Below are 15,987 nucleotides of genomic sequence, written 5' to 3' on the forward strand. Positions count from 1 at the left end.
ACAAGGTCCTAGCGTAGGCGATATTTTCAGGTAGATTATTTAAAATCTTTTTTAAAATAAATAATTCAATTTTTCTTTGCAATGGTGTTCTATCTAAAAAGACAAAACAAAAACAGGAGCACAACAGATGCCCACGAAGGACACGCTATGAACGCCCACAGCGATGCCATCGACATCGCCATCATCGGGTCGGGTTTCGCCGGGCTGTGCATGGCGATCAAACTCAAGGACGCCGGAATCACTGACTTCCTGATCGCCGAACAAGCCCAGACCCTTGGCGGCACATGGCGCGACAACCATTACCCCGGCTGCGCCTGCGACGTGCAGTCCCATGTGTACTCATTTTCCTTTGCACCCAACCCAAACTGGACGCGGCAATTCGCACCACAGCCAGAGATCCGCGCCTATCTGGAAGACTGCGCCCGAGACTTTGAACTGGCGCCGTTCCTGCGTTTTGGCATGGGCCTGCAGCGGGCAGTATTCGATGAACAGCAACAACGCTGGCAGCTCAGCTTCAGCAATGGTCGCCACCTCAGTGCGCGGGTGCTGGTGTCGGGCATGGGCGGCCTGTCGCGCCCGGCGCTGCCGGATATACCCGGGCTGGACAGTTTCAAGGGCAAGCGCTTCCACTCCCAGCAGTGGGACCACGAGTATTCATTGAAGGGCAAGCGCGTGGCGGTGATCGGCACCGGGGCCAGTGCCATCCAGTTCGTACCTCAGATTGCGCCACAAGTGGCCCATCTGGACCTTTTCCAACGCACACCGCCGTGGATCATGCCCAAACCGGACCGAGCTATCTCGCGCATCGAGCGTTGGGCGTTCAAACATCTGCCATTCACTCAACGGCTGGTACGCAGCGCGTTTTATTGGGCCTTGGAAGGTCGCGTGGTCGGTTTCGCCCTTCACCCGCGCCTGATGAAAATGGTGCAGAAAATAGCCCTGCGCCACCTGCATAAGCAGGTCTCCCGCCCTTCCCTGCGTAAAATCCTGACGCCGAACTACACCATCGGCTGCAAGCGCGTTCTGATCTCCAATGACTATTACCCAGCGTTGTCGCGCAGCAACGTCGAAGTGGTGACCCACGACGTGCTGCGCATCGAAGCCGACGGCATCATCACCAACGATGGCATCAAGCACCCCGCCGATTGCCTGATCTTCGGCACCGGCTTTCAAGCCACAGATCCCTTGCCGCGTGACTGCATCATCGGCTGCGACGGTATCGACCTGCTGGATACCTGGCGCGATGGCGCCCATGCCTACAAAGGCACCACCGTGCCGGGCTACCCGAACCTGTTCCTGATCGTCGGCCCCAATACCGGGTTGGGCCACAATTCAATGATTCTGATGATCGAGGCCCAGGTCACCTACATCCTGGATGCGTTGAAACAGATGCAGCACCATCGCATCGCCACCGTGGACGTCAAACCCGCCGTAGAAGAAGCCTACAACCGACAGCTGCAGGACAATCTCAAGCGCACCATCTGGAACACCGGCGGCTGCCAGAGCTGGTACCTCGACCCGCGCACCGGCAAGAACACCACCTTGTGGCCCGGTTCGACCTGGCGCTTCAAGCAAGTCACTCGGCATTTTGCACTCAAGGACTATATCGCCCGCCTGGCGCCGCCCGCGCCTCATCCTGTGCCAACGGCCTACCCCAACACTGAAGGCAGCCTGACATGAAATCATTCAATGGCCGCGTGGCGGCAATCACCGGTGCGGCATCCGGCATGGGCCGCGCACTGGCTTTGGCCCTGGCGCGGGAGGGTTGTCATCTGGCGCTCGCGGATAAAAACAGCCAGGGCCTGGAGCAGACGCTGACGCTGATCAAGACGTCAACGTTGTCACCCGTGACGATCACAACCCAGGTGCTGGATGTGTCCGACCGCCAAGCGGTCGAGGCATGGGCCACGCAGTGCATCGCCGAGCATGGCCAGGTCAACCTGATCTTCAACAACGCCGGAGTGGCGCTGTCGAGCACTGTGGAAGGCGTGGACTACGCCGACCTGGAGTGGATCGTCGACATCAACTTCTGGGGCGTGGTGTACGGCACCAAGGCATTCCTGCCACACCTCAAAGCCAGCGGCGATGGGCATGTGATCAACACGTCCAGCGTGTTCGGCCTGTTCGCTCAGCCCGGCATGAGTGGCTACAACGCCACGAAGTTTGCCGTGCGTGGCTTCACCGAGTCTCTGCGCCAGGAACTCGACCTGCAGCGCTGCGGCGTCTCGGCCACCTGCGTGCACCCCGGAGGAATTCGTACTGATATCTGTCGGAGCAGCCGCATCGACGCCAACATGACCGGTTTCCTCATCCACAGCGAACAACAGGCCCGTGCCGATTTTGAAAAGTTGTTCATCACCGACGCCGACCAGGCGGCCAAAGTGATCCTGCAAGGCGTACGCAAAAACAAACGCCGCGTGCTGATCGGGCGCGATGCCTACTTCCTCGACCTGCTAGCCCGTTGCTTGCCGGCGGCCTATCAAGCACTGGTGGTATTGGCCAGTAAACGCATGGCGCCAAAACCACCCACGCCGGTATTCGAAACCCATGACGAGCCTCGCCACTGAACAGGAGAACGCACCATGCTGCCGATCCGCCGCGATATCCGCTTTGCCTTGCCCGCCGAGCGTATCAAGAACTGGCACGAACAAGGCCCGTTCATCACCCACTTCTTCAATGCCTTGTCGTTGCTGTTTCCCCAGGGCGAACTGTTTTTCATGGACAGTGTGCGCCACTACCGCTCGCAGATTGACGATCCGGCCCTGAAAGCGGAGATACAGGGGTTCATCGGCCAGGAGGCCATGCACAGCCGCGAACATGTGGCCTACAACGACCTGTTGCAAGCGGCCGGCTTACCGGCGCACACCCTCGACCGGCGCCTCAAGTTCATCCTCGACCTGCAGAAAAAACACCTGCCGCCCTCTTTCAACCTGGCCGTAACCATCGCCCTTGAGCACTACACCGCGATGCTCGCGGAGATTCTGCTGAGCGACCCGTCACGCTTTGGCGACTCGCTCAAGGGCTACCGGCAGATGTGGTATTGGCACGCGCTCGAAGAGACCGAACACAAAGCGGTGGCATTCGATGTGTGGAACACCGTGATCAAGCCCGGCCCCCTGCGCTACCTGCTGCGCACCGGGACCATGCTGACCACCACCGTGCTGTTCTGGCTGGTGGCCTTTGATTTCCACCTGCGCCTGTTGCTGGCCGATCGCACGTCAGGCGGCTATCTGAAAGGCTTCTGGCGCATGCTCAAGTTTTTATATGGCCCCAGTGGCGTATTCCCGCGAATGCTGCGGCCATGGCTGCACTATTTCAAACCGGGCTTTCATCCTTGGGATCATGACAATCGCGCACGCTTGGCAGGTATCGATAGCCTGCTCGACGAAATAGAGCGGACTCAACGCGGCTATGAGTCAGCCTAGGCTCCGCCCAACACTTTACGTTCGCGTACAAAGTGCGGCACCTGTTCGCCGGGCAGCGCTTTACTGAAATACCAGCCTTGAATAAACAACTCGGTACCGGTATTCAAGAACGCCAACTGCTCGGCGGTCTCCACTCCCTCGACCACCACTCCCAGGTTCAGCGCCTCGCAGAAGCGCAACATGCCAGTCAGCACCTGAGCCCCTTTGGGATCGCGTTGGGCAACCACAAAGCTGCGATCGATCTTGATGAAATCCACGGGAAACTGGTGCAGATAACTCAACGCCGAAAACCCAGTGCCAAAGTCATCGAGATAGACCTTGGCGCCGATCGTTTGCAACTTCTGGATGGTCTGGCGCGTGGCCTGGATGTCGCCGACCAGAGCGTCTTCCGTGATTTCCACCGACACCTGCCCGTGGGCCTGGGCCAGGATTTCCACCAGGCGATCACCATAGGCGGCGTGGGTCAGCGTCACACTGGAAATATTGATGGTCATCGGTAACTCAAAGCCAACCTTCTTCCATTGCTGGTACTGGCGTACAGCCTGGGAGGCCACCCATACATCCACATCAGGCATCAATCGAGCCTGCGCCAGCCATTGCAAGAACTCCCAGGGCGAGTGCACCGTGCCCTGATTGTCCCGTGCTCGCATCAGGGCTTCACAACCGGTGCATAGGCCGGTGCGAGTGGAAACCTGCGGCTGGAACTCCAGGTAAAACTCGTAATCGCTGATCTGCTGAATCCGACTGAACTCCACAGCCTGGCGTGCCGCGCTGCGATGAGACGCGAGCACCGGGTCGAATTCCAGCAGTCGACCCTTTTCTTCAAGGCCGCGAAACGTCATGTCCAGGGACTTGAGATACACCGTCCCCCCCTCACTGGACTGGCGATGAATCGCCCGCACATACGGTGCATATATCAGGGTACCCAAGCCCAGGAGCACCAATTGCAGCACCACCGCCGCCATGTCGCCATGGGTGCTCAGGTAGGCATTGAGCATCACGGGAGCAGTAAACGGTACGCTGGCCACCGCCGGTGACACCCAACCCAATTGCACCACCGCCAAAGCCACCATGGTATTGAGCGCAGGTACCAGCAAAAACGGAATGAACAAGCGCGGGTTGAGGATGATCGGCAATCCAAACAACAGCACCTCGCTGACGTTGAACAACGACAGCGGCAAGCTGGCAATGGCCAGCAACCGCATGGACTGGCTCTTGGAAAACAGCAGGATCGCCGACAGCAGGCACAGCGTCGCGCCCGACCCACCAATAAATGCGAAAGACCCCAGTAGACCGCTGTTGAGCAGATATAGAATCGGCTCACCCGCCGCCTGCGAAGCCCCGTTGAGCACCACGGCCTGGTCCAGTACATCGAATAGCGGCTGCATGGCATACACGCCGTGAATGCCGAAAAACCACAGCAACGAATTCATCAGGGTCACGAACAACCCGCTGCCGTATGGCGTTTGCAGCGCATCGAGCACCTGAGGGCCTTGGAGCTGGGCCACATAAGGAACCTGCAGCAGCAACGACAACACCACCACCAATGTGAGCGCGGTGATTGCGCCAGGCAGCACCATGTTGATGGTGCCCCGAAGGTTGTGGCCGACGAGGTCCTCGTTGACCAGGCGCGTCCAACGAAAGCGATGCAGCCAGGCGATGGCCGGTACATTGATCAGCGGTGACGCAATGGCGATGAACAGCACGAAGGTGGCCGAGGCCCGCGGATACTCGCGCAGGACGAAGGTCGCCACCACCACGTGGGCAAGGCACAGGAAAGCGATCGGCAACTGTGGCAGGCGATACCGAATCGCCAGCATGTACCCAATGGATGCGGCCACCAGCAGCGGGATAACCGAGCTTATCTGATTGTGCAGCCCTGCCAGGAAGCCCACCACCTGGGGGTCAAACCCGAGCACCCCGGCACACTCGGACAGGATCAGGAAGGAGGCAGACACCAACAGGCACGGCAAGATCCACAGCAACCCCTCACGAATCGCCCGCAACGACTCCGTGCTTGCCAGGTCGGCCAGGCGTTGAGTAAGGAAAAGTTTAAACAGCGTTTGCGCCATGACCTGTCCCTCTGCCTGTCACTCGCTGCCACTGGTAATCAGGGCCGGAAACACGAGGTAACGCTACACGTCCTGATAGCGTGAGCGAAAGCCTTTTGCCATATACCGGGATTTATTTAGGCTGCGCATGCCCATTTGCTACGCTTGTTCGAAGATGAAATATCGAACTTTCCGACAGGATCTGCCCCCTAATCTGATCTGAGTCGGTATTATCCGCGCCTTTCTGCGCGTTAATGGATGTGACAGCCGGGGTAAAGCCCGGGTGACCCACTCAGGGAATGTTGTCTGGAACGGAAGCAGGCACTCAGGAGTAAGGCTTACTATGCAAGACAAACGCTCAAACAGTATGCGCCCCATCTGCATCACCATTGTGCTGTGGCTGTGCAGCGTGGCGTTGTTATTCATTATCAAAAACGTCATTGAGCTTTTTACCGGGCCTGTCGCTGAAACCTGGATCGACTTGACCCTGGTACTCGCGGCTTACCTGATGTTTTTCTTGCTGGCACCGTTGCAAAACTGGATTCGCCGCAAGTCCAACAAGCGCGCTCGACGTCATATCAGCCGACACTCGTCCGATACCGAGCCCCGTCGCTCCCACTAAGGTGCACCTCTTGTCAGCACCCGACGATAAGCATCAACTCGCCCTGGATCGGTTCCTGCGCGAACACCCACAACTCGTCACTCAGCTAGACAGCCTCAACCCACTGGCTGCTCAGGCCAGGGGCGAAACCCTTGCACAATATCGTGCCGAACGCCTGCATGAAGCCTTCGAAGCAGAGGCCGAGCGCCTGAACCTATTCGCTTGGGAACTGACCCTCAAGCTGACGGCGCAATCCACCGAAGACTTCGAGGCCCAACGCCTGGAAGTACACAAGGAAGTCGCACAGATGGCCGGGTTGGATTGGGTCGAGTACTGCCAACTGCATGACTTGGCTACTTGACCCACGCCCTACAGCAACCAGTGAAACCGGTCACGGCCAATGACTTCGCGCAGCTCAGCCACGCTCACGTCGCGTCGCTCGGGGTCCACCGCCAATGCACAACGTAACGCAGGCCAGCAATGCCTGGGTAATTGCGTAATCCAGTGGCCGGCTAGGTTCAATTGATGCAGGAACGGCCGCAAGGGAAGGCGTCGTTCCTGCCTCTGAAGGGCTACACCATCGCCAGTGGATGCTTACGTTTAGGTGCCCCGAATACGCGGTCGATCGCGTCCAGATCATGCTCATCCAACACCAGTTGCGCGGCGCTAGCATTGAGGCGCACGTGTTCGGGCGTGACGGCTTTCGGGATGGCAATCACACCGTCCTGACGCAGGACCCAAGCGAGGGAAACCTGTGCAGGTGTCACCTCATGACGATGGGCAATTTGCTTGAGCGTAGGGCTGGACAACAGCTCACCGCCTTGAGCGATCGGACAGTAAGCCATCAAGGGCAAATGGTGTTGCTGCCACCACGGCAGCAGGTCGAATTCGATACCACGCTCTTCAATGTTGTAGAGCACCTGGTTGGTGGCGCAGGCCGGGGATGCCAGTTCCTGCAGGTCCGCGACATCAAAATTGGACACCCCCCAACGGCCGATCTTGCCGGCTTCGCGCAGGCGTTCGAACGCTTCAACGGTTTCTTCAAGAGGGTATTGGCCACGCCAGTGCAGCAGGTACAGGTCAATGTAGTCGGTGCCCAGGCGTTGGAGGCTGGCTTCGCAGGCACGGGGAACGCCTTTATGGCTGGCGTTGTGCGGATAGACCTTGCTGACAAGGAACACGTGGTCACGCTTGCCGCGAATGGCTTCGCCGACCACCGTTTCGGCGCCGCCCTCGCCATACATTTCGGCGGTATCGATCAGGGTCATGCCCTCGTCGATGCCCAATTGCAGCGCCGCGACTTCGGCACGGCGCTGGTCCGGTTTTTCGCCCATGCGCCAGGTTCCCTGGCCGATGACCGGCACAGGCACGCCAGCCAGATCAATGGTACGCATGACAATCTCCTGATGAGTACACGGGTCTAGAGTGTGGCACTGACTGGACAAAAGGGTTCCATCAAGTAGGCTCCCATCGTCCTGACCTGAACCCTACCCGAACGGGTTATGGCGCCCCTCCTCGTCCTGCCTGACAGTGCTATCAGTCCCTCAGCCTGATAACAAGCACAAGATAGGTGGGTTCCCATGCAGAAAACCTTCATCGCTCTGTTCAGTGCCGCCTTGCTGGCCTCGGCAACCTTGAGCCATGCCGCCGATGCCCCGGACAACACCTTGCGCATCTACAACTGGGCGGACTACATCGGCGACACCACCTTGGCTGACTTCGAGAAAGCCACCGGTATCAAGGTGGTCTACGACACCTACGATTCGTACGAAACCGTGCAGGGAAAACTGCTTTCGGGGCGCTCCGGTTATGACCTGACATTGCTCAATGCCTCCCTGGTACCGCTGCTGATCAAAGGCAACGTATTCCAGGCCCTGGATAAATCCCGATTGCCCGACTGGAAAAACCTCGACCCACTGGTACTCAAAAGCCTGGAGGCGCACGACCCCGGCGTTACCTATTCGGCACCTTATACCTGGGGCAGCAACGGCGTGACCTACAACGTCGACATGATCAAGGCGCGTATGCCGGACGCCCCCCTCGGCTCCCTGGCGATGATCTTCGACCCCAAGGTCGTGTCCCGGTTTGCCGACTGCGGCATCACCTTCATGGATTCCCCCACCGACATGATTCCCCTGGCCCTGACCTATCTCGGCCTAGACCCCAACAGCGTCGCTCCCAAGGATCTCAAAGCCGCCCAGGACGTGCTGATGGCGGTGCGTCCCTACATCCGCAAATTCGACTCCAGCGGTTTCATCAATGGCCTGGCCAACGGTGACTTGTGCCTGGCCACTACCTGGTCCGGCGACTACGCCACATCCCAGGCACGGGCGACGGAAGCCGGGGCCAACGTCAAGTTGGATTACTTCATCCCCAAGGAAGGCTCGTTGATCTGGTTCGATAATTTCTACATTCCTGCCGATGCGCCCCATGTGGCGAATGCCCATAAGTTCATCGAGTTCCTGCTGCAACCCAGCACCATGGCCGGCGTCAGCAACACCATCCATTACGCCAACAGCAACCTGGCTTCAAAGCCCCTGGTCAACGCGGATATCCGCGACAACCCGGCCATCTATCCCGACCCGGCGACGATGCAGCGCCTATTCACGCAAAAAAGTCAGCCCCAGGCCGCCGTGCGCCTGATCACCCGTACCTGGAATGCCGTGAAGACCGGCAAGTAACCCCCAGCCATTGAAGGTAAATGCCATGACTCTGCCAAATCCCGCTTTCTTCGCCCAGTTCGACCACGCCAAGCTGGACGCCGCCGACAAAGCCCACTACATGCACGGTTTCCATATGTTCGATGAACACCGTGAACAGGGTTCGCTGAATATCGCAGCGGGTAACGGCGCCTATATCTACGACACCCATGGCAATCGCTACCTGGATGCCGTCGGTGGCATGTGGTGTACCAATATCGGCCTGGGCCGCGAGGAAATGGCCGATGCGATTGCCCATCAGGTGCGCCAGTTGGCGTACTCCAATCCGTTCTGTGACATGGCCAACGTCACGGCCATCGAGCTGTGCGCCAAACTCGCCAGCCTGGCCCCCGGCGACCTTGACCATGTGTTCCTCACCACCGGTGGTTCTACCGCGGTGGACACGGCTTATCGGCTGGTGCAGTACTACCAGAACAGCCGGGGCAAGCCGACCAAAAAACACATCATTTCGCGCTTGGGCGCCTATCACGGCAGCACATTCCTGACGATGTCCATCGGCAACAAGGCCGCCGACCGCGCCCCCGAATTCGACTTCATGAGTGACCTGTTCCACCACATCTCCTGCCCAAACTACTACCGGGCACCGGAGGGGATGAGCGAAAGTGATTTCCTCGGTTTCCTAGTGAGCGAGTTCGAAGACAAGATCCTGGCACTCGGCCCGGACAATGTGGCGGCGTTCTTCGCCGAGCCAATCATGGGCTCCGGCGGCGTGATCATCCCGCCCAAGGGTTACCACCGTCGTATGTGGGAAGTCTGCCAGCGCTATGACCTGCTCTACGTCGCCGACGAAGTCGTCACCTCGTTCGGGCGTCTCGGTGCATTCTTTGCGTCCGAGGACGTGTTCGGCATGCAGCCGGACATCATCACCACCGCCAAGGGCCTGACTTCCGGTTATTTGCCACTGGGTGCGTGCATTTTTTCCGATCGGATCTGGCAGGTGATCGGCGAGCCAGGCAAGGGCCGCTGCTTTACCCACGGCTTTACCTACAGCGGCCACCCGGTCAGTTGCGTGGCAGCACTGAAGAATATCGAGATTATTGAGCGGGAAAACCTGCTGGCCCATGTAGAGGACGTGGGCGTGTACCTGGAACAGCGCCTGCAGAGCCTGGCCGACTTACCCCTGGTCGGGGATATTCGCTGCCAACGGTTGATGGCCTGCATCGAGTTCGTGGCGGACAAGCGCAGCAAGGCGCTGCTGCCAGAGGCGGTGAACATTGGCGAGAAAATCCACCTGCGCGCCCAGGCCAAAGGCTTGCTGGTGCGGCCCATCGGCCATCTGAACGTGATGTCGCCACCGTTGATCATCAGCCACGCCCAGGTGGATGAAGTGGTGGAGACGCTACGCCAATGCATCCTCGAAACCGCCGCAGAATTACGCCAGAGCGGCGAGTACCACGACTGATGAAACACCACGCCGAGCCTGTCTCGGCGTTTTTGCCTGGGCACGGCCCCGCGGGTAGACTGGCGGCCATGACCACAGCCAGCCCTACCCCGACCCTCGACGAACTTGAAGCCTGGCATCAAGCCCTGGCCCAGGCCTTTATCCACGTGGACGAGTCGTCGTTTCTCGAACACCTGGCCAGGGCGCTGTGCACGCTCACCCCCATTGAATCGATGATGATCAGCCTGGAGCGTCAGGGCTTGCCGCCGCACCTGCTGTATCAACAGGGCATTCCCCGGGCTTATCAGGATGAAATCATCCACCGCTACTTTTCCCGAGGCTATTTGTTGGACCCATTCTGCCTGGCGGTAGACAAGGGCCTGGCCGAAGGTTTCTACCATCTGGCCCAGATCGCCCCGGACGATTTCTTCAACAGTGAGTACTACAAGACCTACTACCTGCGTAGCGGCGGCGCCCAGGAGAGCTACTACATCGTCGACCTGTGCCCCCAAAGCAAAATCTCCCTGTGCATGTTCCAGGGCCTGAGCGCCGGACAGTTCAGCGACGCGCAACTGGCGCTGCAGCAATCGACCCAGGCCATGGTCCGCGAACTGCTACGTCGCTTCGGCACCACGGGTGGCCTGGCCAAGGTGATCAGCGACGAGGCATTCACCCAGACTCAGGCCCACCAACAGATCGAAGCCGCGTTCATGGGCTTTGGCAACGGCGTGCTCACCGTACGCGAACGCGAAATTGCCCACTTGATCCTGCGCGGTCACTCGGTGAAATCCACTGCGCAAGTGCTGGGCATTTCCCCGGAAACCGTGCGCATGCACCGCAAGAACCTGTACACCAAGCTGGCCATCAACTCCCAGGCCGAACTGTTCGCCCTGTTCATCGAGTGGCTGACCCGTAGCGGTGCCATGGCCCGGGCTTAAGCTACTAACGCGGCTTTGCTTTGCTTCGTTTTTGACTTTGATCTCAAGCGCCCCATCAACCACGCTGGCCGAACGCAGGCTTGAATCCGTGGGTAACCCGGCAGGACGCCGGGTTAGCCGTCCTGGGCCAGGGATGGCCCATGACGGCGGCCCACGGATTCAAGCCTGCGTTCGGGCACACCGAGCCTAAGCGAGGTGCCGAGTGGTGGGGCGAAGCGTTTTTGGTTACTTTTGGCGCTCTTCCAAAAGTGACCCGCTGTAAGAGCGGAACCCTAAGCCGCCGCGGCCGCAGCAATGGATATGTACCCCGCCCAAAAACCTCTAGCGCCTAGCACATAGCAATCGCTGGCAAGCCTGCTCCTACGCAATCCCCCTCCCACAGGTCCAGTGCGCCATCCAACGTTGTGTATAGGCCGAGGACCGCTCAGGCAATCCACCGGAACTTTGCCAACAAATAATCGCCTGAATCCGGTAGGCTCACCCTTTTCATTCAAGGAGTTACTCCCATGGCCAAAGCCACCGCCCGTCACATCCTCGTGTCCACTGAAGCCAAGTGCAACGAACTGAAAGCCCAAATCGAAGGCGGCGCTGATTTCGCAGAAATCGCCAAAGCCAACTCCAGCTGCCCATCCAGCCGCGACGGCGGCAACCTGGGTTCGTTCGGTCCAGGCCAGATGGTCAAGGAATTCGACACCGTCGTGTTCAGCGCCCCGGTCAACACCGTGCAAGGCCCGGTAAAGACCCAGTTCGGCTACCACCTGCTGGAAGTCACCAGCCGCCAGGACTGATCCAGTCCGCGCTGGTGCGATAAACAACGGCCCGCCTCTTGGTGGGCCGTTGTGCATGTGATGACTGGCGACACGGATGCCGTTAGCGTACAAATCCCTATTATTCTTCATCCGGTGTTCAAGGCTGATAATGCGATTGGCTTTTTCCAGACTGCTCAGTACCTCCTTGGCCCTGTTGCTGGCCAGCAGCGCCGTGATCGCGGCTCCGCAGACTTACCTCACGGTATACGGCGAACCGGCCAAGTACCCCGCTGGCTTCACCCACTTCGACTACACCAACCCCGAGGCCCCCAAGGGCGGCAGCCTACGGCGCTCGGCGCTGGAAATCGGGCGCTTCGACCATGTGTTGCCCTATATCGACAAGGGCATCGGTGTGTCCCAGGTCGACGGCTGGCTCTATGCGCCCCTGGCCCAGCGCTCCCTGGATGAGCCCTACACGGTGTATGGCCTGGTGGCAGAGAAGATGGAGCGCGCCGAGGACGGATTGTCCCTGCGCTTTTACCTCAACCCCAAGGCGCGCTTTGCCGATGGCAAGCCCATCACCGCCGAAGACGTGCGCTACAGTTTCGATCTGCTGATGACCCAAGGCAGCCTGCGCTTCCGAACGCTGTTCGCCGACGTCAAGCACGTCGAAGTCGAAGGCGAGCGCCAGGTGCGCTTTGACTTTTCCAGCAATGAAAACCGCACCCTGCCCCTGGATATCGCCACCCTGCCGGTGTTCCCCGAGCATTGGTGGAAGACCCGCGACTTCGCCAACGGCGGTGGTTACGAAGCCCCGCTGGGCAGCGGCCCGTACACCGTCAGCAAGATCGACTCCGGCAGCACCATCACCTTTACCCGTGATCCCGACTGGTGGGGCAAGGACCTCCCCGTCAGCCGAGGCCTGTACAACTTCGATCACCTGAGCCTGGAATACTTCGGCGACACCGAAGTGGCGCGCCAGGTGCTGCGCGGCGGCGCCTATGACTTCAACCGCGAGTTCTCCGCCACCGGCTATTCCATCGGCTATAACGGCCCGGCACTGGACGACGGTCGTCTGCAACGCGCCCACTTGGCCAGGGAGATGCCGCAACCGGCCCAGGGCTACGTGTTCAACGTGCAAAAACCGATGTTCAAGGACCGCCGCGTGCGCCAGGCCCTGGCGATGCTGTGGGACTTCGAATGGGCCAACCGGCAGATGATGCGCAATATGTACATCCGCCAGCAGAGCTTCTTCTCCAATAGCCCGTTGGCCGCCAGCCAGCCGCCTACAAAAGACGAACTGGCCATTCTTGAACCGTTGCGCGGCCAGGTTCCCGACGAGGTATTCACCCAGGTATTCAAGGCACCGGTCACCGATGGCAGCGGCATGATCCGTGACAAGCAGTTGCAAGCCCTGGCCTTGCTGGAGCAAGCCGGCTGGAAACCGGAGGGCGACAAACTGGTTAACGCCGCCGGCGAGCCACTGGAGTTCACCTTCCTCAATGCCCAAGGCGGCATAGAACGCCTATTGCTGCCATACAAACGCAACCTGGCGCAGATCGGCATAACCCTGAATATCCGACGTATCGACTCCTCCCAATATGTGAACCGGGTCATGGCACGGGATTACGACATGATCGTCGCCGGGTTCCCGGTCACCACCTCACCGGGGATGGAGCTGTACAACTATTTTGGCTCGGCCGCCGCCTTTGATCCCGGCGCCAACAACTACACGGTGCTCAAGGACCCGGCAGTCGACAGCCTGATCAAGGGTCTGGTCAAGGCCAACACCCAAGCGCAGATGCTCACTTACGCCCACGCCCTGGACCGCGTGTTGCAATGGAATTACCTGTGGATCCCCAACTTCTACCCGCCCGGCACCTCGGCGGCGTGGTGGAACCGCTTCGGACGCCCGGCCATCGAGGCCAAGAACGACGAAGCCCTGGAAACCTGGTGGGAAATCAGCCCAACCCCCTTGACCAATGAGCAGATGAACGCCGAATTGAAAAAACGCGGAGGTGCACGCTGATGTTTGCTTATATCGTGCGGCGCCTGCTACTGATCATCCCGACGCTGGTGATCATCCTGCTGGTGAATTTTGTGATCGTGCAGGCCGCCCCTGGTGGCCCGGTGGAACAGGCCATTGCCCACCTGCAAGGGATTGGCGGTGGTGGCGTCGGCGGCTCCGGCGGTGACGGTGCTGGCACGGGCTCCCGCGCCAGCCGTGGCCTGGACCCGAAACTGATCAAGGACATCGAGAAACAATACGGCTTCGACAAGCCGGCACCGGAACGCCTGTGGCTGATGCTCACGAGCTACGCGAAGCTGGATTTCGGCAACAGCTTCTTTCGCGGCAAGACCGTGATCGACCTGATCCTGGAAAAGATGCCGGTGACCATTTCGTTGGGCCTGTGGGCCACCTTGATCACCTACCTGGTGTCGATCCCCCTGGGCATTCGCAAGGCGGTACGCCACGGCAGCAGTTTTGACGTATGGAGCAGCACGGCCATCGTGATCGGCTATGCAATGCCGGCGTTTCTGTTTGCGATGTTCCTGATTGTGGTGTTCGCCGGTGGCACTTCGCTGAACTGGTTCCCGGTGCGCGGGCTGGTCTCGGAGAACTTCGAAGAACTGAGCACCGTGGGCAAGATCGCCGACTACTTCTGGCACCTGGTGCTGCCCGTGACTTCGTTGGTCATCGGCGGGTTCGCGACCTTGACCATCCTCACCAAAAACTCGTTCCTCAATGAAATCACCCGCCAGTACGTGGTGACCGCCCGCGCCAAAGGCCTGAGCGAAAAACGCGTGCTGTACGGGCATGTCTTTCGCAATGCCATGCTGCTGGTGATCTCCGGCATTCCCCAGGCGTTTATCGCGGTGTTCTTCGCAGGCTCCTTGCTGATCGAGGTGATCTTTTCCCTCGACGGCCTGGGCCGCATGAGCTACGAAGCCGCCCTCTCCCGGGATTACCCGGTGGTGTTCGGCTCGCTGTTTATCTTCACCCTGTTCGGGCTCTTGATAAAACTCATCGGTGACCTCTGTTACACCCTGGTGGACCCGCGTATCGACTTTGCCGCGAGGAACGCCTGATGCTGAATCTCTCTCCAGTGGCCCGCCGGCGTTTCGAGCGATTCAAGAAGAACCGGCGCGGCTGGTGGTCACTGTGGCTGTTTATCGGGCTGTTTATCCTGACCCTGGGCGGTGAGCTGATTGCCAATGACAAGCCCTTGGCCCTCAGCTACAAGAACGAGCTGTATTTCCCGGTGTTCAAGCGCTACACCGAACAGCAGTTCGGCGGGCAACTGCCGTTCCAGGCCGACTACCGCAGTGACTACGTGCAAAAGCTGATCAAGCAGGACGGCGGGTGGATGTTGTTCCCGCCGATCCCGTTCAGCGACGACACGCCCAACTATGAACTGACCCGCCCTGCCCCCAGCCCGCCGTCGTCGGTGAACTGGCTGGGCACCGATGACCAGGCGCGGGATGTGCTGGCGCGGGTGATCTTCGGCGCACGGGTGTCGATTCTGTTTGCCCTGGCACTCACCGCCATCAGCGCCGTCATCGGCATTGCCGCCGGTGCGCTGCAAGGCTATTACGGCGGCTGGGTCGACCTGGTCGGCCAGCGCATCCTTGAAGTGTGGTCCGGGCTGCCGGTGCTGTACCTGCTAATCATCCTGTCAGGCTTTGTCGAGCCTAACTTCTGGTGGTTGCTGGGGATCATGGCGCTGTTTTCCTGGCTGGCGCTGGTGGACGTAGTACGTGCCGAGTTCCTGCGCGGGCGTAACCTGGAGTACGTCAAGGCCGCGCGGGCGCTGGGGCTGGGCGATGGCAAGATCATTCGCCGGCATATCCTGCCCAACGCCATGACGGCGACCTTGAGCTATTTGCCGTTCATCCTCACTGGCGCGATTTCTACCCTGAGCGCCCTGGATTTCCTCGGCTTCGGCATGCCCGCAGGCAGCGCGTCGCTGGGCGAGTTGATCGCCCAGGGCAAGCAGAACCTGCAGGCGCCCTGGTTGGGGCTGACGGCGTTTTTCACCTTGGCGCTGATCCTGTCGCTGCTGGTCTTTATCGGCGAGGCATTACGTGATGCCTTCGACCCACGTTCATGAGTGACTCCCT

14 protein-coding genes are annotated in these 15,987 nt (G+C 59.7%); 12 read left to right on the forward strand and 2 right to left on the reverse strand.

Going from position 1 to position 15,987, the window contains the following annotated elements; all coding sequences use genetic code 11:
- Positions 1–147 precede the first annotated feature (147 nt).
- The 3 genes from AC07V4_RS16705 to AC07V4_RS16715 are packed head-to-tail and all read left to right on the forward strand — an operon-like array spanning position 148 to position 3,425.
- Positions 148–1,680, forward strand: coding sequence for a flavin-containing monooxygenase (locus tag AC07V4_RS16705; RefSeq protein WP_492637518.1), 1,533 nt, complete (start codon positions 148–150; stop codon positions 1,678–1,680).
- Entirely contained in the window at positions 1,677–2,567 is an 891-nt protein-coding gene (locus AC07V4_RS16710; protein WP_492637519.1) for an SDR family NAD(P)-dependent oxidoreductase, read from the forward strand. Before AC07V4_RS16705 ends, AC07V4_RS16710 begins: the two co-directional genes overlap by 4 nt.
- Before the next feature lie 15 nt (positions 2,568–2,582).
- Positions 2,583–3,425 carry a metal-dependent hydrolase gene (locus tag AC07V4_RS16715; RefSeq protein WP_492637520.1) on the forward strand — a complete coding sequence of 281 codons (843 nt, stop codon included), beginning with the start codon at positions 2,583–2,585 and terminating at the stop codon, positions 3,423–3,425.
- On the opposite strand, the gene AC07V4_RS16720 is transcribed toward AC07V4_RS16715, so the two are convergent.
- Positions 3,422–5,497: an EAL domain-containing protein gene (locus AC07V4_RS16720; protein ID WP_492637521.1), complete on the reverse strand. Its 2,076-nt coding sequence runs from the start codon at positions 5,495–5,497 to the stop codon at positions 3,422–3,424. The genes AC07V4_RS16715 and AC07V4_RS16720 overlap by 4 nt on opposite strands.
- A gap of 322 nt (positions 5,498–5,819) precedes the next feature.
- On the opposite strand from AC07V4_RS16720, the gene AC07V4_RS16725 reads away from it, so the two are divergent.
- On the forward strand, positions 5,820–6,098 hold the full coding sequence (locus AC07V4_RS16725; RefSeq protein WP_492637522.1) for a hypothetical protein: 279 nt from the start codon (positions 5,820–5,822) through the stop codon (positions 6,096–6,098).
- Positions 6,099–6,108: 10 nt separating this feature from the next.
- Entirely contained in the window at positions 6,109–6,438 is a 330-nt protein-coding gene (locus tag AC07V4_RS16730; protein ID WP_492637523.1) for a DUF6388 family protein, read from the forward strand.
- A 211-nt stretch (positions 6,439–6,649) separates the two neighbouring features.
- Here the strand turns inward: AC07V4_RS16730 and AC07V4_RS16735 are convergent, their stop codons facing one another.
- Positions 6,650–7,471, reverse strand: coding sequence for an aldo/keto reductase (locus tag AC07V4_RS16735; RefSeq protein WP_492637524.1), 822 nt, complete (start codon positions 7,469–7,471; stop codon positions 6,650–6,652).
- 186 nt (positions 7,472–7,657) lie between these two features.
- On the opposite strand from AC07V4_RS16735, the gene AC07V4_RS16740 reads away from it, so the two are divergent.
- From AC07V4_RS16740 to AC07V4_RS16770, 7 genes are all read left to right on the forward strand, one after another.
- The gene (locus AC07V4_RS16740; protein WP_492637525.1) at positions 7,658–8,758 is read left to right on the forward strand and encodes a polyamine ABC transporter substrate-binding protein; all 1,101 of its coding nucleotides are present in this window, start codon (positions 7,658–7,660) and stop codon (positions 8,756–8,758) included.
- Between the two features lie 25 nt (positions 8,759–8,783).
- The gene (locus tag AC07V4_RS16745; protein ID WP_492637526.1) at positions 8,784–10,199 is read left to right on the forward strand and encodes an aminotransferase; all 1,416 of its coding nucleotides are present in this window, start codon (positions 8,784–8,786) and stop codon (positions 10,197–10,199) included.
- Positions 10,200–10,267: 68 nt separating this feature from the next.
- Complete coding sequence (locus tag AC07V4_RS16750) at positions 10,268–11,116, forward strand: response regulator transcription factor (RefSeq protein ID WP_492637527.1); 849 nt, start codon at positions 10,268–10,270, stop codon at positions 11,114–11,116.
- A gap of 506 nt (positions 11,117–11,622) precedes the next feature.
- Positions 11,623–11,904: a peptidylprolyl isomerase gene (locus AC07V4_RS16755; protein ID WP_431753212.1), complete on the forward strand. Its 282-nt coding sequence runs from the start codon at positions 11,623–11,625 to the stop codon at positions 11,902–11,904.
- Between the two features lie 130 nt (positions 11,905–12,034).
- Positions 12,035–13,894, forward strand: a complete 1,860-nt coding sequence (locus tag AC07V4_RS16760; RefSeq protein WP_492637528.1) for an extracellular solute-binding protein — start codon at positions 12,035–12,037, stop codon at positions 13,892–13,894.
- The gene (locus AC07V4_RS16765) at positions 13,894–14,955 is read left to right on the forward strand and encodes a microcin C ABC transporter permease YejB (protein ID WP_492637529.1); all 1,062 of its coding nucleotides are present in this window, start codon (positions 13,894–13,896) and stop codon (positions 14,953–14,955) included. Before AC07V4_RS16760 ends, AC07V4_RS16765 begins: the two co-directional genes overlap by 1 nt.
- Positions 14,955–15,977 carry an ABC transporter permease gene (locus tag AC07V4_RS16770; RefSeq protein ID WP_492637530.1) on the forward strand — a complete coding sequence of 341 codons (1,023 nt, stop codon included), beginning with the start codon at positions 14,955–14,957 and terminating at the stop codon, positions 15,975–15,977. Before AC07V4_RS16765 ends, AC07V4_RS16770 begins: the two co-directional genes overlap by 1 nt.
- The last annotated feature ends 10 nt before the right edge of the window (positions 15,978–15,987 follow it).

This window comes from Pseudomonas sp. GW821-FHT03A09, from assembly GCF_059421065.1.